Source organism: Bacillus coahuilensis m4-4 (genome assembly GCF_000171615.1).
GTDB classification, from domain to species: Bacteria; Bacillota; Bacilli; order Bacillales; family Bacillaceae_K; genus Bacillus_T; species Bacillus_T coahuilensis.
Window position 1 is genome coordinate 12,761 of sequence record NZ_ABFU01000058.1, and the last position, 23,430, is coordinate 36,190.

The 23,430-nt window shown below is 40.2% G+C and carries 16 protein-coding genes and 4 pseudogenes; 11 read left to right on the forward strand and 9 right to left on the reverse strand.

Annotation, left to right across the window (positions count from 1 at the left end):
- Window positions 1–532 precede the first annotated feature (532 nt).
- Together M44_RS14565 and M44_RS30025 are read left to right on the forward strand one after the other, a co-directional pair.
- The gene (locus M44_RS14565; RefSeq protein WP_010174688.1) at window positions 533–1,957 is read left to right on the forward strand and encodes an RQC-minor-2 family DNA-binding protein; all 1,425 of its coding nucleotides are present in this window, start codon (window positions 533–535) and stop codon (window positions 1,955–1,957) included.
- A gap of 1,163 nt (window positions 1,958–3,120) precedes the next feature.
- Window positions 3,121–3,630, forward strand: a pseudogene (locus tag M44_RS30025) (methyl-accepting chemotaxis protein); the annotation flags it as partial.
- Between the two features lie 18 nt (window positions 3,631–3,648).
- Here M44_RS30025 and M44_RS23545 read toward each other — a convergent pair.
- Window positions 3,649–5,140 (reverse strand): annotated as a pseudogene (locus tag M44_RS23545) (potassium/proton antiporter).
- Window positions 5,141–5,279: 139 nt separating this feature from the next.
- On the opposite strand from M44_RS23545, the pseudogene M44_RS23550 reads away from it, so the two are divergent.
- Together M44_RS23550 and M44_RS23555 are read left to right on the forward strand one after the other, a co-directional pair.
- A pseudogene (locus M44_RS23550) lies at window positions 5,280–6,243 on the forward strand (glutaminase).
- 346 nt (window positions 6,244–6,589) lie between these two features.
- Window positions 6,590–7,072, forward strand: coding sequence for a DoxX family protein (locus M44_RS23555; RefSeq protein WP_010174692.1), 483 nt, complete (start codon window positions 6,590–6,592; stop codon window positions 7,070–7,072).
- A gap of 179 nt (window positions 7,073–7,251) precedes the next feature.
- On the opposite strand, the gene M44_RS14595 is transcribed toward M44_RS23555, so the two are convergent.
- The 4 genes from M44_RS14595 to M44_RS14610 all read right to left on the reverse strand — a co-directional run bounded on the left by M44_RS14595 (window position 7,252) and on the right by M44_RS14610 (window position 10,080).
- Complete coding sequence (locus M44_RS14595; protein ID WP_010174694.1) at window positions 7,252–7,965, reverse strand: YqjF family protein; 714 nt, start codon at window positions 7,963–7,965, stop codon at window positions 7,252–7,254.
- Window positions 7,966–8,092: 127 nt separating this feature from the next.
- The gene (locus tag M44_RS14600; protein ID WP_010174696.1) at window positions 8,093–8,524 is read right to left on the reverse strand and encodes a DMT family transporter; all 432 of its coding nucleotides are present in this window, start codon (window positions 8,522–8,524) and stop codon (window positions 8,093–8,095) included.
- An 11-nt stretch (window positions 8,525–8,535) separates the two neighbouring features.
- Window positions 8,536–9,231, reverse strand: a complete 696-nt coding sequence (locus M44_RS14605) for a Crp/Fnr family transcriptional regulator (protein WP_010174697.1) — start codon at window positions 9,229–9,231, stop codon at window positions 8,536–8,538.
- Between the two features lie 204 nt (window positions 9,232–9,435).
- Complete coding sequence (locus tag M44_RS14610; RefSeq protein ID WP_010174699.1) at window positions 9,436–10,080, reverse strand: methanogen output domain 1-containing protein; 645 nt, start codon at window positions 10,078–10,080, stop codon at window positions 9,436–9,438.
- Between the two features lie 197 nt (window positions 10,081–10,277).
- Between M44_RS14610 and M44_RS14615 the strand changes: the two are divergent.
- The 3 genes and pseudogenes from M44_RS14615 to M44_RS14630 form a co-directional block, all read left to right on the forward strand.
- Window positions 10,278–10,451: pseudogene (locus tag M44_RS14615) on the forward strand (response regulator); the annotation flags it as partial.
- A gap of 1,137 nt (window positions 10,452–11,588) precedes the next feature.
- The gene (gene dat, locus M44_RS14625; RefSeq protein ID WP_237705304.1) at window positions 11,589–12,419 is read left to right on the forward strand and encodes a D-amino-acid transaminase; all 831 of its coding nucleotides are present in this window, start codon (window positions 11,589–11,591) and stop codon (window positions 12,417–12,419) included.
- Between the two features lie 283 nt (window positions 12,420–12,702).
- Window positions 12,703–13,953, forward strand: coding sequence for a CYP152 family fatty-acid peroxygenase CypC (locus tag M44_RS14630; protein WP_010174706.1), 1,251 nt, complete (start codon window positions 12,703–12,705; stop codon window positions 13,951–13,953).
- Here the strand turns inward: M44_RS14630 and M44_RS14635 are convergent.
- Together M44_RS14635 and M44_RS14640 are read right to left on the reverse strand one after the other, a co-directional pair.
- Window positions 13,922–15,433 carry an ATP-binding protein gene (locus M44_RS14635; RefSeq protein ID WP_010174707.1) on the reverse strand — a complete coding sequence of 504 codons (1,512 nt, stop codon included), beginning with the start codon at window positions 15,431–15,433 and terminating at the stop codon, window positions 13,922–13,924. The two genes, M44_RS14630 and M44_RS14635, sit on opposite strands and share 32 nt — an antisense overlap.
- 264 nt (window positions 15,434–15,697) lie before the next feature.
- Window positions 15,698–16,828 carry an NADH-dependent flavin oxidoreductase gene (locus M44_RS14640; RefSeq protein WP_010174708.1) on the reverse strand — a complete coding sequence of 377 codons (1,131 nt, stop codon included), beginning with the start codon at window positions 16,826–16,828 and terminating at the stop codon, window positions 15,698–15,700.
- A gap of 186 nt (window positions 16,829–17,014) precedes the next feature.
- Here M44_RS14640 and rluF point away from each other — a divergent pair, with 186 nt between their 5' ends.
- From rluF to M44_RS23560, 4 genes are all read left to right on the forward strand, one after another.
- Window positions 17,015–17,722 (forward strand): 23S rRNA pseudouridine(2604) synthase RluF, encoded by a 708-nt coding sequence (gene rluF, locus M44_RS14645; RefSeq protein WP_010174709.1) that lies wholly within the window; start codon window positions 17,015–17,017, stop codon window positions 17,720–17,722.
- Window positions 17,723–18,004: 282 nt separating this feature from the next.
- The gene (locus M44_RS14650) at window positions 18,005–18,388 is read left to right on the forward strand and encodes a VOC family protein (RefSeq protein WP_029326911.1); all 384 of its coding nucleotides are present in this window, start codon (window positions 18,005–18,007) and stop codon (window positions 18,386–18,388) included.
- Between the two features lie 110 nt (window positions 18,389–18,498).
- The gene (locus M44_RS14655) at window positions 18,499–19,002 is read left to right on the forward strand and encodes an acyl-CoA thioesterase (RefSeq protein ID WP_010174711.1); all 504 of its coding nucleotides are present in this window, start codon (window positions 18,499–18,501) and stop codon (window positions 19,000–19,002) included.
- Window positions 19,003–19,543: 541 nt separating this feature from the next.
- A complete protein-coding gene (locus M44_RS23560; RefSeq protein ID WP_010174712.1) occupies window positions 19,544–20,635 on the forward strand; it encodes an O-antigen ligase family protein in 1,092 nt (363 codons plus the stop codon).
- A 77-nt stretch (window positions 20,636–20,712) separates the two neighbouring features.
- On the opposite strand, the gene M44_RS14665 is transcribed toward M44_RS23560, so the two are convergent.
- Entirely contained in the window at window positions 20,713–21,888 is a 1,176-nt protein-coding gene (locus M44_RS14665; protein WP_010174713.1) for a sugar ABC transporter permease, read from the reverse strand.
- Between the two features lie 13 nt (window positions 21,889–21,901).
- Complete coding sequence (locus M44_RS14670; RefSeq protein ID WP_010174715.1) at window positions 21,902–23,419, reverse strand: sugar ABC transporter ATP-binding protein; 1,518 nt, start codon at window positions 23,417–23,419, stop codon at window positions 21,902–21,904.
- Between the last annotated feature and the right edge of the window lie 11 nt (window positions 23,420–23,430).

Genomic DNA, 23,430 nt, shown 5'->3' on the forward strand with positions numbered 1-23,430 from the left:
GAATAGGAGAATCAATCATTCTTTTTTCTTTTGATTCAGAGATTCTTTTTCATGATTTGATAATTTCTCTCACTATTTTGATAATTCCTTGAGGTTTTAAAGGTTGTCTCGAACTTCAAACCTATTCTGCAAGATCTCATTTGGAACACTGGCTATGCCGCTTCTCTCTACTTTTACATCCTCTCTTCAACACAAAAACCCCGCCTCAATAGGCGGGGCACACATGATCATGATTTCTACTACAGTTTTCTAGTCTTTCTCTTATTTCCACGATACTTCTTATATAAAGGGTAAAGAATAGGTCCCCATTTCATTAAGCGCTTGAAAAGTTTCGCCATGGGATTACCTCCTTTTATTCTTCTATATACCTCTTTAGCACTATACCCAAACTATGTTATCCATATCTTATGACCCGTAGCTGCACAATTTAAAAACATCATTTCTATTTTCTTTATAGCCCATCCAAATTATATTTTAGTTGACCCTATCCTTATAATACATACAACAGAATTTAACATTGAAGGTGAATAACATGAGCTTACAAAATCATAGCTACTATTTTGAAGAGTATCCCCTTCTCGCCATTGTGCCCATAGGAAAGAAGAACAAGCGTATTCGTTCAATAGGACATAAAACAGAGCGAGCATTTTTAGAGAGATTTCAAGAGACACTCCGAGAGCTATCTCTACAAACAGCACAAAAACAACAAATCCAACGATTTTTATCACTGGAAACGGAAGCCTATTTTCCTCTATTCTTCACAAGTGAAGAGAAGCTTTTGCCTACCATCCTGAAACCTGAGCACATACTTTGGACGTACTTTTCCCCTCAGCACGGGATTCCATTGAAGAGTGAATGGATGTACCCAGTGGATCTCACTACCCTGTCTCGTCCTAAAATGAAAGAGTTCCTTAAAAGCGCACTAGAGGAATATACTTTTTGTGCCAATCTTTCTTTCCTATCAAAAGAAGATTGGGTGAATAAAATCGTTGACGCCTATCACAACCACCCATTTGTTCAGCTAGCTGAACAGAAAAAGACGGTCGTAAATAGTGTAGAGAACATGAATCGCTCTTCCTTATTATCATTATTGTCTCCTCCAGAAGATGTAGCCTTCTGGAGACAGCGGGTGGACATTATTATGAGACCTTATCGCATGATGCCCGTTTGGTGCCATCATGAAAAGAACCTTACACCACGGTACGTCGATCAGGCGATACAGTGCGAATGCGTGGAGTGCGGTAAGGTATGGATATATGATGTAGAGTCAGGAAAGATAACGTTCGAAGGTGATCCTCCCTTTGAACAGGCTGTGAAAAGAATTCATACGGTTGAACGTCAATTTAATGAATTGGCAGAGAAAAACGGTGAGATCATACTGACCCTGTTCAAACTTTCTCATATAAAGAAACTTCCTTTAATCAATCAGTCCATGTCTTTACTTTCGCAACGAGATAGCTTACCAACCCAACAGCACTACAGTGAGCAGGTGGACGAGACACTGGTCTTAGAGCTCTTTCATAGTAAGGTACCTGCGAGCCCTCATCCTTCTTACTTATTGTGGATGAGTCAATTTTCCTTGCCTTCATTAAACGTATTTGGAAGACTCAGAGAAACGTCACTTGATCAGGTAGAAAAGGAGATTCAGCAAACCATAGAAACCCTGAAAGATCAAATCGAACAGTTCCATATTGAAAAGAAAGAGATTTCTTTTTCAATCAACCATCTTCCCGTTACCTACCAAGAGATTCTAGGAATATTAAACGGAATTCAATCGTTAACCAATCACCCTATTCATGTGTTGACTAAGTTACTCTCTGGAGGGACATCTTCTTCCATTAGAAAACAATCATTGGATCAATCGTCTATTTTTGGCCTTTTCAGCACTTTAACAGAAAGAGATTGTTTTAAACTAATTAAAAAAACTAGAACAAATGGAATGGATTACAAAAGATAGAAAAGGATATCGTGTGAGTGAAAAAGGAGAGAAGTTGTTGACATATTTTCGTTAAAATCTCAACATGAGGATATTTCTGGTTTCCCCTAACGCAAATTAATTTTGCGTATAAACTTTCGACAGAATCCGATATAATTATAATAGGAACATTATCCTATATACCGAAATTTTTAGGGGGACAAACTATGGAGAATCGTGAAGAATTCACCTCAATCAACGAAATGAACAAACGAGATATAAGAAAGAAAAACTTATTAATGTTTATCACCTTCTCCCTCTCGTTAGTAGTAGCTTTAGGAAAGGTCATATCATCATCTGATTATGACAAAATTTGGTTGTATGGAAGTGAACTGATTCTGTTTTTCTTTTTTTATTTTATTTTGTTTCAAGTTGTTTTAAAAAAAGCTGAGCTGTTTCCTATAACTAGTATTATCGTCCCATACGGATTTACCATTGCATCCCTTTTTATTTTTGAAACAGGCTTAGACTTAATTCCTATGTTTTTATTTTTAATGCTCATTTCTGGAATTCATCTTAAGCGATCCATCTTTATCGTTGGGTACGTGTTAGGAGCTATTGGTTTATTTTTATCCTATAGTACCATGTCACTAGATGACAGCACTCGCTCTCTGTACATTGTTACCTTCCTTGTCTACTTGTTAAGTGGAGTTGTTTTAGGTGTCATGATTTACTTAAATCGAAAACAAAACGAGTCTCTTCAGCACTTAATGGAACAAACTCTAGCAGAAGCTGCCACTCAGGAAGAACGCCACATTCAATTAACAACAGATGTCACAAATATTTTAGATAACTTATCCACAGTGAATGCACAAGTTCAGACTGGCCTATCCTCACAAGAGGAAATGCGCATCGCTATTAATGAAGTGGCGACTGGTAGTCAAACTCAATCGGAACAAATTAGTGATATTGCCGATCACGCTAAAAGCACTAAAAACTCTATGAAAAAATTATTCGAAGTATCATCAAGCTTGGGTGAGAACGCTACGTCAGCTAAAGTCATGGTTAGTGAAAGTGAAGAGAAAATGACAAGCTTAACCGTAGATATGAACTCTTTAGCAGCCATCCTTCGCGACATGAACGCCTCGTTCAAAGAATTAACTGAAACGATTCAAGAGACAAATTCTTTTACCGGTAAAATTAAAGAAATCACCGATCAAACCAACTTACTTGCATTAAATGCTTCCATTGAAGCGGCTAGAGCGGGTGAAGCAGGAAGAGGCTTTGCTGTTGTTGCAGAAGAAATTCGAAAGCTTGCAGAAATGAGTAGCCTCACTACAGATCGTATAAATGAAAATCTTTTAAAATTAAACCAAAATAATGAAGAAGCGTTGGAAAAAATGAGTACAAGTACGGAGTATATTGAGAAAGGTCAGGAATCTACCAGAGCTGTATCCACTGCCTTTGGGAACACAGTCGCGGTGTTTGAGAATCTCTCTTCTCATGTACAGACCCTCCTCTCTTTAGCAGAGCAGGTGAACGGCGAAACCGTTAGTGTAGAGGCTTCAACCAATGAGCTAGCCGCCATCATTGAACAGTCTACTGCTAGTCTTGAAGAAATGACGGCAACCATTGAAACATTAACCAATGATCAACAATCGATTGCTCATTTAATGGGAGAAACCTCTCGTCGAGCAGAGAGCATTATTACGTAACCCACTACAAAAGTGACCCTAATCATGGAATAGGGTCACTTTTTTCGGTTTCCATTCTATTTCTGGTAGTTGATTAAACAGTTTCTTGATGGCTTCTCGCTTATCCTTTTGCAGTAGAACATAGACGATATCGTCTCTACATAAACGAGTTTCACCCACGGGTGTAATCAGCTTACTGTCTCGAATGACAGCTGTTATAAGGGTAGAATCAGGTAAGGTGATATCCTTTAATTCTTTTCCTACCACGCTCGAGTAATCACTTATTGTAAATTCAACAATTTCATTATTTGTTTTCCCAAGAGACACTAGCTCTAAGCTATAATTCGATTGCTGTTTTTCTCCTTTGGACAATCCCAGTCGCTTGGCTATTGGATTGATGGTAGCTCCTTGAACAAGGGCAGATAAGAGGACAACGAAGAACACAACATTGAAGATGAGCCCACTATTCTCAATTCCTGCAAGCAGGGGGAAGGTAGCTAGAACAATCGGTACCGCGCCTTTTAAACCACCCCAGGAGATAAAGATTTTCTCTTTTAACGAATACGGGAAAAAAGCTAAACTGGCAAATACCCCGAGTGGCCTTGCGACAATCATAAGAATAAGGGCGATCCATACCCCCTTCCCATGCAACATCAAGTAATTGACCAGGGAATACTAGTAATCCAAGCAACACAAACATTAAGATTTGCATCATCCAAGCAAAGCCTTCATTAAATCTAAAAATAGAATGGCGATACGTTAAATCTGAATTCCCTAAAAACACGGCCATCACATAAACAGCCAGAAAGCCGCTCGCCCCCAATAGAGTCGTAACCCCGTATGTTAATACGGCAAGTGAAAACGACAAGACAGGGTATAACCCTGACGAATCTAGATTTATCTTATTAATAATCCAAAGAGAACCTTTCCCAAACAAAATCCCCATCAAAACACCAAACCCCATTTGCCAAACAAAGGAGAAAGCTAATCCAATGCCATTGAATTCAGTAATTTGAATCAAGCTAATAAATGTTACGGTAAGAAAGATGGCCATCGGATCATTCGTACCCGATTCTGCTTCTAAAGTGTTCGTTAATCGTTTTTCAATATTCTTATTCCCTAGAACTGCAAATACGGCAGCCGCATCGGTTGAACCTACAATAGAACCGAATAAAATCCCTTCAAGCCACGTTAAGTCTAACGTGAATTTTGCAATCACTCCGATTAATAAGGAGGTCACCACAACCCCTAGTGTGGCTAAGGTGACAGAAGGTGCCAACACTTTCTTCATAGAGGTCCACTGTGTTTGGAGACCCCCTTCAAATAAAATAACAATAAGAGCCACGACACCAAATAGTTGAGTTAACGCTGCATTATCATAGTATATGTAATGACTTAACGCCATTCCAACAGCAATAAAGAGAACAAGAGAAGGAAGGCCAAGCCTAGTAGAAAACTTGGTGGTCACCACTCCTATAAGTAACATCACTGAAAATAATAATATAGCACCATCTATCGACATGATTGCCATTCACTCACCTCATTCCGTTATATGAGATCATAACGAATCCCATGATTTCATATTGCCTTTCTATAAAATACCTTCACAAAACATGAATTATTCCTAATAGGGAAGCTTAATAAAAACTATCTGAAAGGAACGTTGCCACATGAGCTTTCCCTTTACGGAAGAACAAGTAACCCATTATATAAAAGAAAATAGGTCCCATACCATTCTAGGTCAGACCGCTCAATACATTCCCGCACTAGCTAGGCAGGATTCATCCAAATTAGGCATCGTAGTCATGGATCATCAAGGAGAAACTGTGTGTTCTGGGGATTGGGATGTCTCCTTTACCCTTCAGAGCATCTCGAAAATCCTTAGCTTTATTTCCGCTTGCACGTATTATGGTATTGAAAGTGTGTTAGAAAAAGTCGACGTCGAGCCAACAGGTGAAGCCTTTAATAGCATTATTCCATTTGAGATTCATCGTCCCGGCAAACCCTTTAATCCACTTATAAATGCAGGTGCTATTACAGTATCCTCCATGCTACCTGGTGAGACGATTGAAGATAAGTTTCGCCTGTTTTTAGTATTTTTTAGAGAAACTCATCGGTAAACGGCCCCATCTAGATGAAGAAGTGTATGAATCAGAATGGAATACGGCTCACAGAAACCGTGCACTTGCCTACTATTTAAAAGAATCAAACCTTTTGGAGCTTGAAGTGGAAGATGCTCTAGCCATTTATTTAAAGCAATGCTCCATTACCGTTCGATTAGATGAATTAGCTAAGATCGGACTAATCATCGCGTATAACGGTGTGAATCCGATAACTGGAGAAAAGATATTTCCCAAAGAGGTCGCCCGTATTGCAAAAGTATTAATGGTTACGTGCGGTATGTACAATTCATCTGGTAAATTTGCAGCGAATGTAGGAATTCCAGCAAAGAGTGGAGTGTCAGGTGGTATTGTTGCTTCCGTTCCGCCAACTTGTTTAGACGATCACTCTTGCCCAAATCAAGGGTACGGGATTGGTGTATATGGACCTGCCATCGATTCAAATGGCAACAGTACAGCTGGTACCATGTTGCTTTCCCAGCTATCTAAAACGTATGACTTCAGTATATTTTAGAGTTAGATTTAATAAAAGTATATCACTTTGTAGAGTCATCCTGTACGGATGTGCTCTACTATGTTCACCCTTCTTCATTTTAGGGTAACCCTATACTTAAGAGAGGAACTGTCTAAAATTTGTCACATTCTCCCTTATCACGGATAACTTTTCCGAAATATACTAAATTAAAGAGTAAAACACATCGGGATAGTGTAAAACCTTTGCACATTCCGAACATATGTTGTACAACTATAAGTGTAAGAATAAGTAAGCTTCCTTCCCTTTCATTTGAACAGGGAAATTATTTTAGACAATAATGTGAACAAATTCACAAAGTTGTCACATTTTAAAAGGAGGAGTAAAAATGAAGTCTTTTTTAAAAAATAGTCTCCTTGTCGCATGGGCTTTTGTGATTGTTCGTGTGTATTTAAGCTATATGTGGTTAAGCAATGCGGAAAACAAACTTGTGTATGATTTTAATATAGGACCGATGCTTGAGGGACAAGTGAACAGTGGTCAGCTACCTGGATTTTGGGCAGGTTTTATGAAGATCTTTGTGTTACCTTTTACGGATATTTTTGAAGCGCTAGTTACCGTTGGAGAATTATGCGTAGGGATTGCCTTGTTAGCTGGTATTTTCCTCCGATTCTCTGCCTTGATGGGTGCCATTATGAACTTTTCGTTCCTGATGACATTTCAAGCAGGACTTGACTTACAAATGATGATCTTACAAGTCATCCTTATCGTTTTTGCCACTCAAGCAGGAAGAATTGGTCTTGATCGCTACGTGCAGCCTGGTCTTCGTCAACTATTCCGTCGTCAGACGAGAAAGGAGAGCTATGCATGACCTTAATGCTTATGTCGTTTACCGTTACCATCGGTCTTGCTGTTGCCATCTATACAGAAATGATTGGGAATGGAAAGTAAAAATGGTAGTTGAATACGTGGGCGGACCGTTGTCATGGCGGCTCCGCTCGGTCACTAGACACTTTTTATACGATGAAAAGGATGGGGTTTCCCATCCTTTTAATGGTGATAGGTTCCCACCCTATTCAGCGGAAAGATCCTTACATCAAGCGTATCTGAATAATGCACGTGTTCTGGACTTTCCGGCAATCTTACACCTATACTCTCTGCTACTGTGTGATGATAAAAGGTAACCTCTGCCTGTTGAAGCCGCCAAGGTGGATGGTCCACTTTTCCTTCAAAGATGCTTTTTCCTTTCACAACAAATAGCGAATACCGCTCTGTTAGCCAGTAAGGGAGGAATCCTCTTTTACTCTTAAATGGTTCACCTACGGGAGTATAGTCTGCTTCAAACCTACCTACACGTTCTCTCTTGTCCGTTCGAATGCTGTTAAACAAAATGGTATGAGACTTCTCTATGGACATATCCGCATGTAAATAAGGTAAACCGTACGTAACGTTCGCGAAGGTGACGGCAAGAGGATGGTTCGCATCTAAGCTAAAGAAATACACTCCTGGCTTCTTCCCAAATTTCACATAGGTTCGAACGTTCAATTCTAAAAAGCTCTGAGCGAATATGCCGCCCGTTCCTCGTATCTGAACATTATTCATTTCAAAAGGAACAACGCTCACCCATGCACTCGCATCAAAGAGGTCCACTTCCAAGCAAGATGGAAGCAGGCTTTGCAAATGTTCTGAATCCACACGATAATGAGCAAACAACAAACTGCTCCACGTTTGTTTCATAATCCAAGGCATTTTCAATCGGCCCATCACCCTACCCCCATTTTACTTTGTCGTACTGTTCATCATACTCTCCTTGACTGGCTTTTTGATGGCTGCCTTTCTACTTGATGAACTATTTATTGTAACGGTACGGTTGCACATGATAACGTTCAAATTATTTTAATTGAAACACTAAGATACCACCGATCATCATCATGATTCCTGCCATTTTACTAAAGCTAAAAGAAACGGGCTCGACCCCGAACCATCCGAACGTATTCACTACTACAGCAAGTAGTAATTGGGCAATTAATAAAATCGATACAGAATACGCTGGACCAAGTATGACAATTCCCTTCATCACACTGAACACAATGACTACACCTAGTGCTCCACCTACAAGATACAGTTTATTGGTTTCTTGAACATCCTTCCATGTTCCGTCACGTACCATCATAAAAATAATAAGTGATACGACAAGACCTAATCCATGTACAATCGTATTCGTTTGCCAAAGACCAATCTTCTCACTCGCATTGGCATTAAACACGCTTAGGATTGTAATAAACATTCCAGCTAATAAAGAAAATAATATTCCTGGAAGCATCACACTTCCCCCTATCTATATAGATTTCCATCTGCTAAGGTTTCTAACCGAACGGGATCTAATATGGACACGACCCCTTTTTTACGCTGAATCATTTTTTTCTCACATAGTTCTTTAATAACTCGATTAAGATGACGATAGCTAGTACCAAGAAGCTCCGCCGTTTCTGTTAAGTTAGCTGTTTTGATTTCTTCTACTAAGCTACCTTCCTCTGGGTTATATATACTCATCAAGTAACTGGCAAATCGATTTTCAACAGTTGTTAGTAGATTTAAGCTTGAACTATTGGATGCTGTATACAACCGATAACTCAAATGATGGAGTAAATAGCGTAAGAACGCTGGGTGCTGATAGTGGTGTTTGTAGATGTAATCATACTGCACAGCAAGTAACACAGACTCTTGAACCGTTTCGACACTGTGCTTCGCTGGCTCCTTTGTCACAAGTTCAAGCTCCCCTATAATGGAAAGAGGTTGATTAAACCGAATTAAAAGCGAACGCCCATTTGGTAAATTCGTATAGACTTTCAACTTTCCGCTAACTAAAAAATATAAGTGATGGATGTCTTCTCCTATCGAGCAAAGGTGTTCTCCTTTGTTTACTGTATGAATAGAAAACTCTTCATAGTTCGGAGAAGGAAACAATTTATCTAATTCATATTCCTTTAACCACTTTTGAACCACTTGGGCGTCTTTTTTCATGTGCATCGGTACACCTCCTATAGGCGTTGGTAGAATTTTGTTGGGTGATTTTCTTTATGAGTTTAATTTAACCTGTTTTATATAAGGATTAAAGGACATATGTCCTTCTATGAGCTATTTTAGAACAACGGATACAGGATGACAAAGATGGAAAGTCACGTAGACCTCAAAAAAACAAGCCCCCGATACCGGGGGCCCACTATATAAATTTCATGAATTTCTGACCTGTTCACGCAGCTCTTCCAGCTCTTCTAATAGTCGTAAGACCATTTCGTCACTGCGCCTTAGCTGTTCATTTAAGAGGACGATCGTCTCTTCTTCCCAGCGGAAGGGATCCCCATTATCTGGAGTTCGGCGTAAATTCTCATACGTTTCGCCCTTCACATATTCTAGTGTCCCACTTCCTGTCGGTTGAAAATAAATGGCAACCTCACAGCCGGCATCACCTACGGCGATTCGTTTACGAAGAAAAACTTCTGCATAACCAAAGTTACGCGATGCAATACCACCAAACACACTTGAGGTCATATTACAAAGGTGAGGCGCATCTTTCACCACGTCTCCAAAGGGACAGGCAGTCGCTTTTACAACTACATGATCTTCATGAACAGATGAAATGGTAAATCTTCCACCAATCGAGTTCTTCAGGTCTACAATCACGTCTGCATATTGGTCCACTGTAAATGGTCGACCCTCTTCTTGATAAAAGCTTTCGATCCACTCCCCCGTTCGAAGTCCGATCTGGCGAATATACTCTTCTGCTGTCTTTCCGACAGTCTTCCCATGAATGTAGGCGTATTGCGTAATAAGCTTTGATAAAAATATAGGAGCAGATAGCTTTGTTTGAGTATCCATGGTCTTCCTCCTCTAAATAGATTGATAGATTATATGGAGCTGGTGCTATCACGTATTCCCTAATTTTTACGTTTTCTTACTTATAAATATTGTTAAAAATAGTATAGTAAATTCCTATACATTTTTGCTAGTAAAAAGATGGAAGTTTCGATACACTTTGACATAAAGAGAAACTGGAAAAGAGTGGGTGTTGTTGTATGTTTCGAATACTTTTAATAGAGGATGATGAGTCATTATTTAAAGAAATCCAAGAAAGACTCACTTCTTGGTCGTACACGATAGATGGAGTTCAGGATTTTTCAAACGTGATGGAAGAGTTCCAAGCCTTAAAGCCTGATTTGGTCCTGATAGATATTCAGCTACCAAAATATACTGTCCTATATTGATTGTTTGGAATATTATCCATAAGATATTACAAAAACGTGATTAGAGAAGCATTGTAACGGGGAAGTACAACTAACAGTAGATTACTGATTGGCACGTTCATCAGTAATCTGCTGTTTTTATTTCGTGATGTTGGTATTTTTCAAAAATGTAAGCGTTCACATTTATGTCACAGTATTTTCCATCTCTTCGTGTTATACTATGGGTGTAAGAAAGAGAGAGACAAAAACAACTCACACTTTCTTACACGGTTAACAACACAGGAGACTCAACCATCCTAGTTGGTTCCGACTAAAACTGAATAGTTTGTTGAAGAACTAGGACAAGGAATAATCGCGCAATGGAACATAAGGCCAAGCTGAACAGGAAGTCTGCTGCTACCATTTTCAGTATAGGTCCACTTCTTTTAACAGTGACTTGCTAAAGTCAAATGACGATTGTTGATGCCTAACAGAACGTAGAGAACCTACTGTCATGTTGTCTCCTTGGAAAGGATCATTCTTGTAAAATATACACGGTCCACGTATTTTACAAAATCCAGTACACTCTACAAGCTATTTCGCATCATCTAGAAAGAGTCAGGCGAGCTAAACGCAAGGATCGAATAAAAGAAAAACTTGCGGTGAGAGTCTTACGGTAGGTATGGTAAAAAATACTCGGGAGTAGAATAAATACGGAACTGGCACACATCCAGATCTCGTTGAGGTGAACACTCTATATGTTGTCCAGTAGGGACAAACACATGATGATGATGAGTGATTTCACTATTCCAAAAGGGGTTAATATGTTACCTGATGGATTCAGGTTGAACATCCCCGCCTTTAAGGATGTGGCATGGTTGGGTCCCCTGTTGTGTTAACCCAAAAAGATACATGTCGTGACTAGCGAATTTTCGCTAGTCTTTTTTTCATCCACTTCTCATTGAATTCTAAATGGGTGGTTAGAACAAGAACATGGAATCGTTGACCACTTAACTTTGATTGAATGTTTTAAAGGATTGCCGATTGGTCAAAGTTGTCCTATCAAAATAGAAGGTAGATGACACAAAAGAGAAAATCCCCATTGTCCTCCCTTCTTCCCTCTCTATGGTAAACTAGCAAAAAAAGGAGGTTTTCGATATGATAATGTACCATCAAGGAAAATGGATAGAATCTGCCGATGCTACCGTTTCAATACACGACCGTGGTTTAGTGTTTGGGGATGGCATTTATGAAGTAATACGAGTTTACAACGGCGCTCCTCTTCAGGCCAATGAGCACATGCACCGTTTTTTTGAAAGCGCAAAAGGTCTATCGTTACCTCTGCCCTATAATGATCTTCAGGATTATCTTTTCATCTTTCAAGAATGCTTGGAGCGTAATACTCTGACTGAAGGGTTCTTATATGTTCAGCTCACTCGCGGGGAGGCTCCTCGATCTCACGTGCAGCCGGCCAACCCTACCCCCACGTTTACCGTCTACACCCAACCCTTTACGCGCCCTATCCACCTACACGAAGAAGGGATTCGTACCATCACACATCCTGATGAACGGTGGCTTCGCTGCCATATTAAAAGTTTAAATCTGCTTCCTAATACATTGGCCCGAACGAAAGCAGAAGTCGCTCAAGCAGGGGAAGCCATTCTTTTACGAGACAATACTGTCACGGAAGGATCCTTGAGCAATGTGTTTATGGTGATCGAGGGAACACTCGTCACCCATCCAGCCAACACGCGTATCTTAAACGGAATCACCCGTCAAACTGTCTTACAATTAGCAGAAACCGAGTCCCTTCCGATTTCCATACGAGCAGCTTCTTCTGATGAATTGTTTCAGGCCTCTGAAGTCTTCATTACCAGTACGAATATGGAAATTGTACCAGTGAACCAAATCGACCAGCATGTGGTCGGCGATGGGAAACCTGGACCGCTAACAAGGAGGTTGCAACACTCCTACCAAGCGTATTTAGGACTGTGACGAAAAAAGAGCACCGTGGTGCTCTTTCGTTCTTTTGTTAAAGGAGGAACCCCTTTGAAACCATTCAAAAACGGAAGATTTCCCCAGTATTTTTTCTCATCGAACTCTTAGGTTTTACCGTCCCATTTAAAAGAAGGATCCTACCCATTTTTTAATTAATTTGTTCTGAGCTACATGGATAATCAGTTAACTTTATTTTACATACTTTCCTGTAGCTACGTTTCTCTTGTTCGAATAAAGGGAACGGTTTTATAACAAATCCATTGAAAAGGAAGGTCGTTCTATGGTGAAATCTATGCCAAAAGATAAAGGACTAGACCATACACTAAAGATATTAAGTGAAGGCTATCCGTACATATTGAATCGACGAAATACACTACAGTCTAATGTATTTGAGACCAGACTTCTAGTCGAACGCGTTATTTGTTTAACAGGAAAAGAGGCAGCGGAACTCTTTTATTCTAACGATAAATTTAGAAGAAGCGATGCAGCTCCTCCTCGAGTAAAGAAAACCTTATTCGGTGAAGGCGGAGTTCAGGGGTTAGACGGAGATGCACATCATCACCGTAAAGGGATGTTTATGAGTATGATGTCTAAGGAGTCCCTACAAGAGATTGTTGAGCTCACAGATGTAGCATGGGATAAATTCACAACAAAGTGGGAGAAGATGGATTCTGTCAAGCTATATGAGGAATCTAAAAAGCTCTTAACATTAGTCGCTTGTCATTGGACTGGTGTCCCTGTTAAAGACAGAGGAGTAAAGGAGCTTTCACAAGAGCTTGGTGATATGTTCGAGTCTGCGGCCTCTGTTGGAGTTGCTCACTATAAGAGTCGACGTTCTAGATCAAACATAGAGAAGTGGTTAATAGAACTAGTTGAAAAGGTGAGAAATGAAGAAATTCAAGTTGAATCACACAAAGCTCTTTATGCTTTCTCAACTTATCGGGATCTAGAAGGAAACTTATTAGACTCTAAAGTAGTAGCCGTTGAACTGTTAAATTTACTACGTCCGATTGTAGCTATTTCTGTATATATTACATTTACTGCTTTAGCCCTTCATCACTATCCGAAAGAAGGAGAGAAACTAAAAGAAGGGGATTCATCGCTTCAGCTCTTCATTCAAGAGGTTCGACGGTACTATCCCTTCTTCCCGTTTACTGCTGCTCGGGTGAATCAAGACTTCGAATGGAAAGGCTATTCATTTAAAGAAGGAACACTCACGTTACTGGATCTTTACGGAACAAATCACCACCCAGAGGAGTGGGAAAATCCGGATCGTTTCTCCCCAAGTCGCTTTGCTGACTGGACGGGTAACCCCTTTGATTTCATTCCACAAGGTGGTGGTGAGTTTGATATTGGTCACCGCTGTGCCGGTGAGTGGATAACCATTGACATTTTAAAAGTGAGTCTAAAACATATGGTCCATCATATGACTTATACTGTTCCTGATCAAGATTTAGATTACTCCTATAGCGATATTCCAAGCCTGCCGAAGAGTGGGTTTATGATGAAGAATGTTCGGCATGTACAATAGGTAAGATCACTTCAACTTTGGTTCCCTCTCCTACCTCACTCGTGTAGGAGAGGGTTCCTTTATGTTGTTGAATGATCCTATGGCACATCATGACACCAAGACCCGTTCCTTTTTCTTTTAGACTGTAAAAGGGCTCTCCTAATCTTGAAAGTACCTCTTTTGGTATGCCGCATCCCGAGTCAATAATAGTCATTACACATTGGTTATGCTCTGAACTAATATGACAATAAACAGTTCCTCCCGTTGCTTCCATTGATTCCATTGCATTTTTAAAAAGGTTCAAGAATACTTGCTTGAGTTGATTTCTTTCTCCGTAAATCAACTCTTTACCTGTATCAACATTTTTTGTTAAGACAAATCCTATATTCAACAGCCTCGCTTGAGGAGTAAGAAACTCGACTGTTTCCTTAACTACTATTTCAATATCTAGGTTTTTCAAATGATGGGCTTGAGGCTTTCCAAGTGACAGCATTTCGCTTGTAATCATTTCAATTCTTCCAAGCTCCTCAAGAATTAAGGAATCAAACTCAGAGTACCTTTGTTCATCTTTATATAATTGAATGAACCCTTTTATAGTTGTTAATGGGTTTCGTATTTCATGGGCTACACCAGCGGCGAGTTCACCGACGACTGAAAGCTTTTCTTTTTGAAGTAAATATTCTTCTGCTTGTTTACGTTCTTCGATACTTCGTGTGGTGACAATAATATGTTCAACTTGGCCGGCATCATTTTTTACTCCCATACATTTTGACTCAAAATGAGACCATGTCCCTTGCAAATTTAAACGAACCTCTGCTAATTTTTCACCCTCCTCATCGAACATACTAGAAACCACACGTCCATATTCTTCAATATCATCTGGATGGATGATTTTTCTAATTTCCGTAAGGAAGTCTAAATTCCCCTTTAATCCTAATACTTTTTTATGAGATGGGGATACATACGTTATCCTATGTGCTTTATTGACAACCACAACTAAATCAGACGTATTCTCTGCGATAAGGCGATACTTATCTTCGCTAGATTCTAATTCTTGCTCCATCTTATTTTTCTCCACGATCACTCTAGACATCTTTTCATAGGATTCTATTAACAAAAATCCTATGAAAACCCCAAGGGAGATAAATGAAAGATACACTAGATGAAAAAAGAGCTGGTCACTCAAAATATTTAAAAGAAGAGGTACAATGACAAGGTAGGCAACTATATACGAACCACTTAAATAAAGGATTCTGTGAACTAGCGGTTTCTTTGCTGTGATATTCGCCACAATGGTTAGAATTGCAAGCATGAGCATGCCGCCTACTATAACGGCAAACCATTCTTCTCCTACAACTAATCGTGTCATGATAGAAAATAAACTCGTGATGATTCCACCGACAGGTCCAAAATAAGCGTAGGCAAGAATAACAAGAGAATAACGAATATCATAATTATAGCTTTGAACATCAAATGAAAAATAGACAACGATTACAGACACAATACCTAGATAGACACTTCCGATAGGACCGTAATGGTCAAGGGGCTTTACATTTAAAAATGAGCGGAGAATAAAGGGCAAACTAATCAGAAGAGAGAAAATAGAAAAGTTAACTAAAAAAATACATACAGACCCATAATGTTTACCAGTATTTTTAAAATACTTCCTTTTAGTTAGTAGATTGGTTTAGTCTCTATTATACTCGATTAGGAAAAATATTCCGATGGTTTTCACAAAAAAATAAGAGGTACTTGACCTCTTATTTTACACTCCTGGGAACCAACCAGGTGTATGAATGATTGCGTTCCACAGTGGATCTGGAACGACTAGTTCACCTTGTTTCGTTTTATCAATTTCTGTCACAATCTCGCCTTCTTGCCCAGCTTCAATTTTTTGTACCCAATCTGGGTCAATAATCAACTCACGACCTAGAGCCAACAGAGGTACTCCTGTATGAAAAGCGTTTATGGCATCATCAGCTGTATAAATAGACCCTACTCCAATTAGAGGAACTCGACCAGCGATGGTTTCTTGAATGTATTCAATTCGAGGCTTTTCAAGGTCTTCTACCCCTCTTCGCGGCTTCGATGAGAATTCAAACAAAGAAACATGCAAGTAGTCTAAGCCTTTATCTGAAAGAGTATCCACTAGCTTGATTGTATCCTCCATTGTGATACCGGGTGTTTCTGGCTCTTCCGGAGAGAATCGGTAGCCTACAATAAATGACGGGTCTGCTTTTTCCTTGACCACGCGTTGTACTTCATCGACAACAGCAAGGGGGAATGCCATTCTTCCTTCTACACTGCCACCAAAGCGGTCTGTGCGGTTATTAGAATGCGGGGAGAAGAACTGCTGAATCAAATAACCGTTCGCTCCGTGAATCTCCACTCCGTCAAAGCCTGCTTCGATCGCCCGGCGAGTAGTTTCTCCGAATGCGACAATGATTTCTTCAATTTCACTTTCTGTTAGGGCTCTTGGTGTCACTCCTTTGCCTGCTCCACTTTCTGCTGGAATCGTACTTGCACTCACAACATCTCCATTTGGTACAAGTTCAGGAGGGCACATTCTTCCCCCATGGAAGATTTGTAGAACAGCTTTTGCTCCCTGCTCTTTAATTCCCTTCGCTAGCTGTGTAAGACTTTCGATCATACTATCAGAATCGCCACCAAATTCTCCCTGGAATCCTTTTCCGTTTGGTGTTACGTATGTGCATGCAGTAATCACCATACCTACTCCACTTGAACGGCGAGCGTAGTAACGGACCTCTTCATCTGTAACCGTGCCATCTTCGTTTGATGAAAAGTTGGTCATTGGTGCCATCACGATTCTGTTCTTTAACTCTACACCGTTACCGAAAGTAAACGGGGTAAAAAGTGGTTCATATTTTTTGTTCATCCTACCTATTCCTCCCTTACCTGAGATACTTGAATCTTACAAAATCAGACGAAGGGTTTGCGAGTCATTTGCTTAAGGGATGGGCTCCTCCTTTCGAATTTGGGAAAAGTGTTGTAAAATCGTACTAGAATTCATGCTAGTAACAGGAGTTTTTTAATTGAAATTAACTATAAGGAAGGTTCGAATATGCGAATTAATAAATATATAAGTGATGCGGGAAAAGCTTCTCGTCGTGGTGCTGATAAATTAATTGAAGAAGGCCGTGTTTATATTAACGGCAGACGAGCGAAAATTGGGGATCAAGTCAACCCTGGTGACGATGTCCTTGTGAACGGGAATCATGTTCGCTTGGCTCGAAATAATGTATACATTGCCCTTAATAAGCCTGTTGGCATTACGAGCACAACGGAAAAAGGAGTAAAAGGAAACATTATTGACCTTGTGAACCACCCCCTTCGAATTTTTAACATTGGGCGACTTGATAAAGAATCCGATGGGCTGATCCTACTTACGAACGACGGAGATATCGTCAACGAAATCCTTCGCGCTGAAAACAAACACGAGAAGGAGTATTTTGTATCAGTAGACAAGCCTATCACTCAAGAATTTTTAGACAATATGGCAAGTGGAGTGAAGATCTTAGGAACGAAAACCCTGCCTTGTAAAATAGAGCAGATCTCGAAGTATGATTTTCAAATTACGCTTACTCAAGGATTAAACCGTCAAATTCGTCGGATGTGCGAAGCACTTGGCTATGAAGTATACCGACTTCAGCGTACCCGTATTATGAATATCCATCTTGGCAACCTCCCTGTGGGACAGTGGCGTGACCTTTCCAAAAAGGAAAAAACACAGTTGTTCAAAGAGTTAGATTATGAGCCAAAGGAATGGTAAGAAAGAGGCGCAAGTCTCTTTCTATTTATTTTAGTTTGAATATTCTAACTTCTCAGCTAAAATGGAATAAAGTGAGGTAGAATCTCTTCAGTACCTTTTAACACCGAGTTAGTTTGTTGCTAAATGATCCTATGTTTTGCTTTTGGGGTTGGGGATACGCGAAGACCTTGCGGGGGCGCGACTCCCTTACTCGTGATTATTCGTTGTTCTGGCACGCGCGCTACAGGAGGCTCAGGGCCGAAGAAGCACACCTCCCAAATTTGAAAGGAGCATACTATGCCAATTTCCACACAACCCATCCAAAAGGTTCACCAAATCGGAATGAATGTAAAAGATATCAAACGTGCTGTTCACTTTTACCAAGAAAAGCTTGGATTATCCTTGTTATTCAAAATGGATACAATGGCGTTCTTTGAGTGCCAAGGACTTCGATTGATGCTAACCCTACCTGAAAAAGAAAAATATAATGGGCCAAGCTCCGTTTTTTATTTCCAAGTGGAGGACATTGAAGAAGCCTCACGCCTTTACCGCGAGAAGGGTATTCATTTTGTCGACACTCCTCACCTCATTGCGAAGATGGGAAACACCGAAACGTGGATGACATTTTTCCATGATTCTGAGGAGAATACACATGCTTTAATGAGTGAAGTAACTGTTACAGAGTAGCTTTTGGCTGTCTTTAGGTTCAATTCGTATTTTTGGGGGAGAATTTGAGGTAAGGTAATAGGGAGCACGATTAACTATTACACTCAAACCAAAACGAAAGGTGATTTCACATGGGAGAAAAGCGTTATATGAAAGATACAAAAACGAGCATAACCACCCACGTACTCCCTCCGGATACGAACCATCACGGAACGTTATTTGGCGGAAAGCTTATGGCTTATATTGATGATGTTGCTTCAATTGCCGCCACTCGCCACGCAAGAAAGCCCGTCGTAACCGCTTCTACAGATTCAGTAGATTTCCTCGAGCCCATTAAAGTGGGCGACGCGGTAACATTAGAAGCAATGGTGACCTACACAGGGCGAAGTTCTATGGAGGTTTGCGTAAAAGTAACTTCTGAAGTGCTGCTAACAGGCGAAACGAGTGTTGCAGCGATTTCCTTTTTAACCTTTGTCGCTCTAGACGGAGATAAAACAGCTGAGGTACCAGAGATCATCCCTGAAACAGAAGAGGAAAAATGGCTAAATGAGACAGCTGAAAATCGTGCCGAACATAGAAAGGCCCGTAGATTGCATAGTAAGGAGTTAGCGGAGTTTTTCAAGAAGGCTTATTAATACAGGTAACGAGAGATTCTTGGTTCTTTAAATAGGATGAAACGTCACTACAACTAGATTGTAGTGACGTTTTTGTATAGTACGAGTTTCACTGCTACCCGCACCCCTTCCCCATCAACAGCACGATTTACTCTATTTGGTATCCTCATGTTCTCATTAAAAAATAACATAGGACAAATTACCTTTTTTACCTAATTGCTCAAAATGGCTCTAGTAACCTCTTGTAAAATATCCCATAATGGATACCATATATTTCAAACACTTTGTCTAAGCAACGAGAAAAGGTAGGGTCAACCACTCACTCGATCCAATTTTTAACAAACAATTTACCTTATCTATACAAATATCAAGAATATTCTAGGTCGTTTTGTATTAATATGTGTTAAGTTAGTTTTCGTTTGGAAAAATTGCAGAAACGTTCAATAGGAGAAACTATGAATAGTTTAAAAAGATACTCTAGTTTAGAGTTCAGTATTTTACTATGTTTCATATTGCCACCGATTGGAATAATATTAGTACTGGCTAGTGGGCTGAATACTCTATGGATTTTTATAAAAGAGAAAAACCTTTACTCCGTTCGTTAAATTCTTGGTTCTTCTCAATGCTGTTGATTGCTTCACTGGGAGCAGCATTATCGATGAGAGAGTGGGCTTTTGTTGGTTCCTCTCTATTAGTTCTCGGATACTGGGGTGTTTATTTACGTGTGGTAGACGGATCGTTTCAGCCTTTTACAGAGAAGTTTAGAAATCTAGTAGTGTTTGGAGGAGTATATAACTGCTTCATAGGGTTAGCATTCAAAGGGGAGAGCTTTCCTTTGTTGGTTAGTTTGTTCACTGGGAATATTCATATTGCCAATATGGACGAAACTCGCTTAGTAGGAGCAGCGTATAATCCAAACTTTGCGGTCTATCTTTTACTAATGGCTGTTGCCTTTCAATTAGCACAGATTTTTCACACGGTACAGTATAGGAAATTTAGTTCATTATGGTGGCAGCTACTTCTATTGTTCTTCCTAAGCTATGGTGTCCTAGAAACAGGCTCTCGCGCTGGATTTTTCACACTCATCATTCTTTATATGATTCTAGCGTTTAGATTTGGGAGGATAGCGATAGTAGCAGGGATTTCTACGGCTATTCTTGTGTGTCAGGGTGCTTTAAGGTATTTACCCCGATTCTCCAGGATGGACGATTCGATGGACGGAAGACAAGCGATCTGGAGAAAGAGTATAGAAATTTGGGAACAACACCCTCTTTTTGGTGTGACTCCAGTTGGCTTTGGTCAAGAATATGTAAATGCCTTCTATGAATGGAAGCCACATGCTCATAATATCTTTATCGGCATGTTTGCTGAATTTGGAATGCTTGGCGGTGTGGCTTTTCTGATTATGGTTATCCACCATAGTTTCAAATGGAGTCGATTGTTTGCATATGAGGTACGAGACAAGCAGGAGTCGGCTTTATACATGCTGGTTCTCCCCATCATCCTGTTAACCGGCCTTGTCGACCAACCTCTATTTTCTCCGCAGCTTGGCGTGATTACAGTTGTGCTGCTAGGGTGCTGGGACAGGTATTCAAGCGGCCTTCAGCTTGAATGGTATAAGAGAGTTTTGTCGGTTAGTAGTTCAGTAAAATAAAGATAGGATTGCCCTCTTAGAAGGACAATCCTTTTTTGGTGTTGAAGGTTTGCATCAAGGGTGTGTCGGTTGAACTCCTACCCCCTCTGCTTACGTGTCATCACATCAAATATAACCGCAAGCGCGAGTACGCCTCCGCGAATAATATATTGAGGAGCAATTCCAACACCCAATAGGTTCATCCCATTAGTTAAGGAGGCCATCACAACGGCTCCAATAATGGCTCCTGTTACTTTCCCAACACCACCAGCGGCCGATACCCCACCAACATAGGCTGCGGCGATAGCATCAAGCTCAAATAATGTACCGGCAGTCGTTGTTGCTGATTGTAGTCGAGCTGTGAACAAGATCCCCGATAAAGCAGACAGCATGCCCATAGAGCCGAACACGATGAACGTAATTTTACTTACGTTAATTCCACTTAAATGGGCTGCCTCAGGGTTACTTCCCACTGCGTAAATATGACGACCCAGGACCGTCTTAGTGGTGAGAATATGATAGACAAGAACCACTAGAAGGATAATTATAACCGTCCAAGAAAACCCGTTGTATCCTGCTAATATCCAAGTGATATAGGCAATAATTGCTGAAACAAATAGTAATTGTAGGATGAAGATTTCCTTTGAAATCACGTCAAAGTTGTATTTCATTTTATTACGGCGGTTAGATATCGCACTATAAATATAAAAGACAATTCCAAGGGCTCCTAGAATTAAGGAAAGTAAATGCAAGCCCCCAACCTCTATAATAGAAGGAATATATCCATTCCCTATCGCGTTAAAGGCGTCATTCTGGACAATAATCGTCCCTGTTTCTTCCGTGACGAGAAGGATCGCGCCTCGGTAGATTAACCAGCCAGCAAGGGTAGCCACAAAGGAAGGAATCCCAACCTTCGCTACAAGAAAGCCTGTACCTAAACCAGCTACAATCCCAAGACCTAATATGATAGGGATTACGATATAGACCGATAAGCCCCCTTGCATTAATAAAATCGCTGCAATAGCCCCTAGAAAGCCAGCTAAAAACCCTATGGATAAATCGATATGACGTATCACGATGACAAGCATGACCCCTACTGCTAGAACAGCAATATAGCCGGCTGAATCTAGTAAGTTACTAATATTACGAGAAGACATGAAAAGACCGTCTGTTAAAATCGTAAACGTAATCATAATGACGATTAAAGCGATATACATCCCGTAATCACGGATATTGTGTTTAACTAATTGTTGTGCCTCTTGAACCAACTTCATGTGTTTTCCCTCCCTACTCTGTTGCGAGCTGCATAATAGTTTCTTGGTTCGCTGCTTCGGTCATCATTTCACCCTTCAGCTCTCCTTCTGCCATAACATAAATTCGGTCACTCATTCCGAGCACCTCGCCAAGCTCTGAAGAGATCATAATGATGGCCATTCCTTGCTCAATTAACTCATTCATCACCGAATAAATTTCAAACTTTGCTCCAACATCAATTCCTCTCGTTGGCTCGTCTAATAGTAAAAGCTTAGGTCCAACGAACAGCCATTTTCCTAATGAAACCTTTTGCTGGTTTCCACCACTTAGCTTGCCAACAATCTGCTGAATCGAAGAAGCCTTAATCCCTAATGATTCTTTATAGCCTTCTGCCACTTTAATCTCTTCATTGTCGTTAATCATGCCGCCTTGTGAAATTCCCTTTAAATTAGAAGCAGATATGTTTTGTTTAATATCCTGTAAAAGGAACAGTCCGTCACCCTTTCGGTCCTCTGTCACATAGGCAATGCCAGATTTTATGGCCTCACTCGTATGCTTAAAGGAGGTCGGAACTCCTTCTACTAGTAGCTCACCCTCTAGTTTGTAATTTCTAGAGTTTCCAAAAATACTAAGAGCGAGCTCCGTACGCCCGGAACCCATTAATCCAGCAATCCCGACAATTTCGCCTCGTCTCACATTTAAGTCAATGTGTTTAGCTACATATCGTCCAATTTTCGGATCATAGGCAGACCAATCTCTTAATTCTATTATTTTATCTCCTAACGCTTTTTTCTCGCGCTTTGGATAGATATCTTCAATTTCACGTCCTACCATGTTTTTAATAATGACCGCTTCATTGATTTCTCCTTTAGCGGCATCCAATGTACAAATGGTCTTTCCGTCACGTAAAACGGTCGCTTTATCCGCAATGGAAATGACTTCTTTTAATTTATGGGAAATCATGATACAAGTAATGCCCTGCTTCTTTAGCTCTCGCAAGAGCTCTAGTAAGTTTTCACTGTCATCTTCATTTAGCGCTGCTGTTGGTTCATCTAAAATGAGCAAACGTACTTTCTTACTCAAGGCTTTAGCAATTTCTACTAACTGCTGCTTTCCTACTCCTAATTCCTTAATCAGTGTCTCTGGATTAACCTTTAACTTTACCTTTTCAAGCATCTTACCTGCTTCGACGATAGTTTCATTCCAATCCACCATGGCTCCATTTTTAATTTCGTTGCCCATAAAGATATTTTCATAGACTGATAAATCAGGAAATAGCGCCAATTCCTGATAAATAATAGCAATCCCGGCATCTACACTATCGTTAATTCGTTGAAACGTTTGAACCTGCCCGTCAAATACAATGTCACCCGTGTAGGTTCCATGAGGATACACACCGCTTAACACCTTCATTAATGTGGACTTTCCTGCCCCGTTTTCACCAATTAGACAATGAATCTCGCCTTTTTCCACTTGGAAATTTACATCGCTTAAGGCTTTCACTCCCACAAACTCCTTGGTGATGTTTTTCATCTCTAATAATGTGTTCATGCCAAACCTCC

Coding starts and splice junctions, on each gene's coding strand:
- M44_RS14640 (WP_010174708.1), bottom strand. CDS start 16,828: ATGAACAAAAAATATGAACCACTTTTTACCCCGTTTACTTTCGGTAAC.
- M44_RS14610 (WP_010174699.1), bottom strand. CDS start 10,080: ATGGATACTCAAACAAAGCTATCTGCTCCTATATTTTTATCAAAGCTT.
- M44_RS14600 (WP_010174696.1), bottom strand. CDS start 8,524: ATGCTTCCAGGAATATTATTTTCTTTATTAGCTGGAATGTTTATTACA.
- dat (WP_237705304.1), top strand. CDS start 11,589: ATGTACCATCAAGGAAAATGGATAGAATCTGCCGATGCTACCGTTTCA.
- rluF (WP_010174709.1), top strand. CDS start 17,015: ATGCGAATTAATAAATATATAAGTGATGCGGGAAAAGCTTCTCGTCGT.
- M44_RS14665 (WP_010174713.1), bottom strand. CDS start 21,888: ATGAAGTTGGTTCAAGAGGCACAACAATTAGTTAAACACAATATCCGT.
- M44_RS14595 (WP_010174694.1), bottom strand. CDS start 7,965: ATGGGCCGATTGAAAATGCCTTGGATTATGAAACAAACGTGGAGCAGT.
- M44_RS23560 (WP_010174712.1), top strand. CDS start 19,544: ATGGATTTTTATAAAAGAGAAAAACCTTTACTCCGTTCGTTAAATTCT.
- M44_RS14565 (WP_010174688.1), top strand. CDS start 533: ATGAGCTTACAAAATCATAGCTACTATTTTGAAGAGTATCCCCTTCTC.
- M44_RS14670 (WP_010174715.1), bottom strand. CDS start 23,419: ATGAACACATTATTAGAGATGAAAAACATCACCAAGGAGTTTGTGGGA.
- M44_RS14655 (WP_010174711.1), top strand. CDS start 18,499: ATGGGAGAAAAGCGTTATATGAAAGATACAAAAACGAGCATAACCACC.
- M44_RS14630 (WP_010174706.1), top strand. CDS start 12,703: ATGGTGAAATCTATGCCAAAAGATAAAGGACTAGACCATACACTAAAG.
- M44_RS23555 (WP_010174692.1), top strand. CDS start 6,590: ATGAAGTCTTTTTTAAAAAATAGTCTCCTTGTCGCATGGGCTTTTGTG.
- M44_RS14605 (WP_010174697.1), bottom strand. CDS start 9,231: ATGCACATGAAAAAAGACGCCCAAGTGGTTCAAAAGTGGTTAAAGGAA.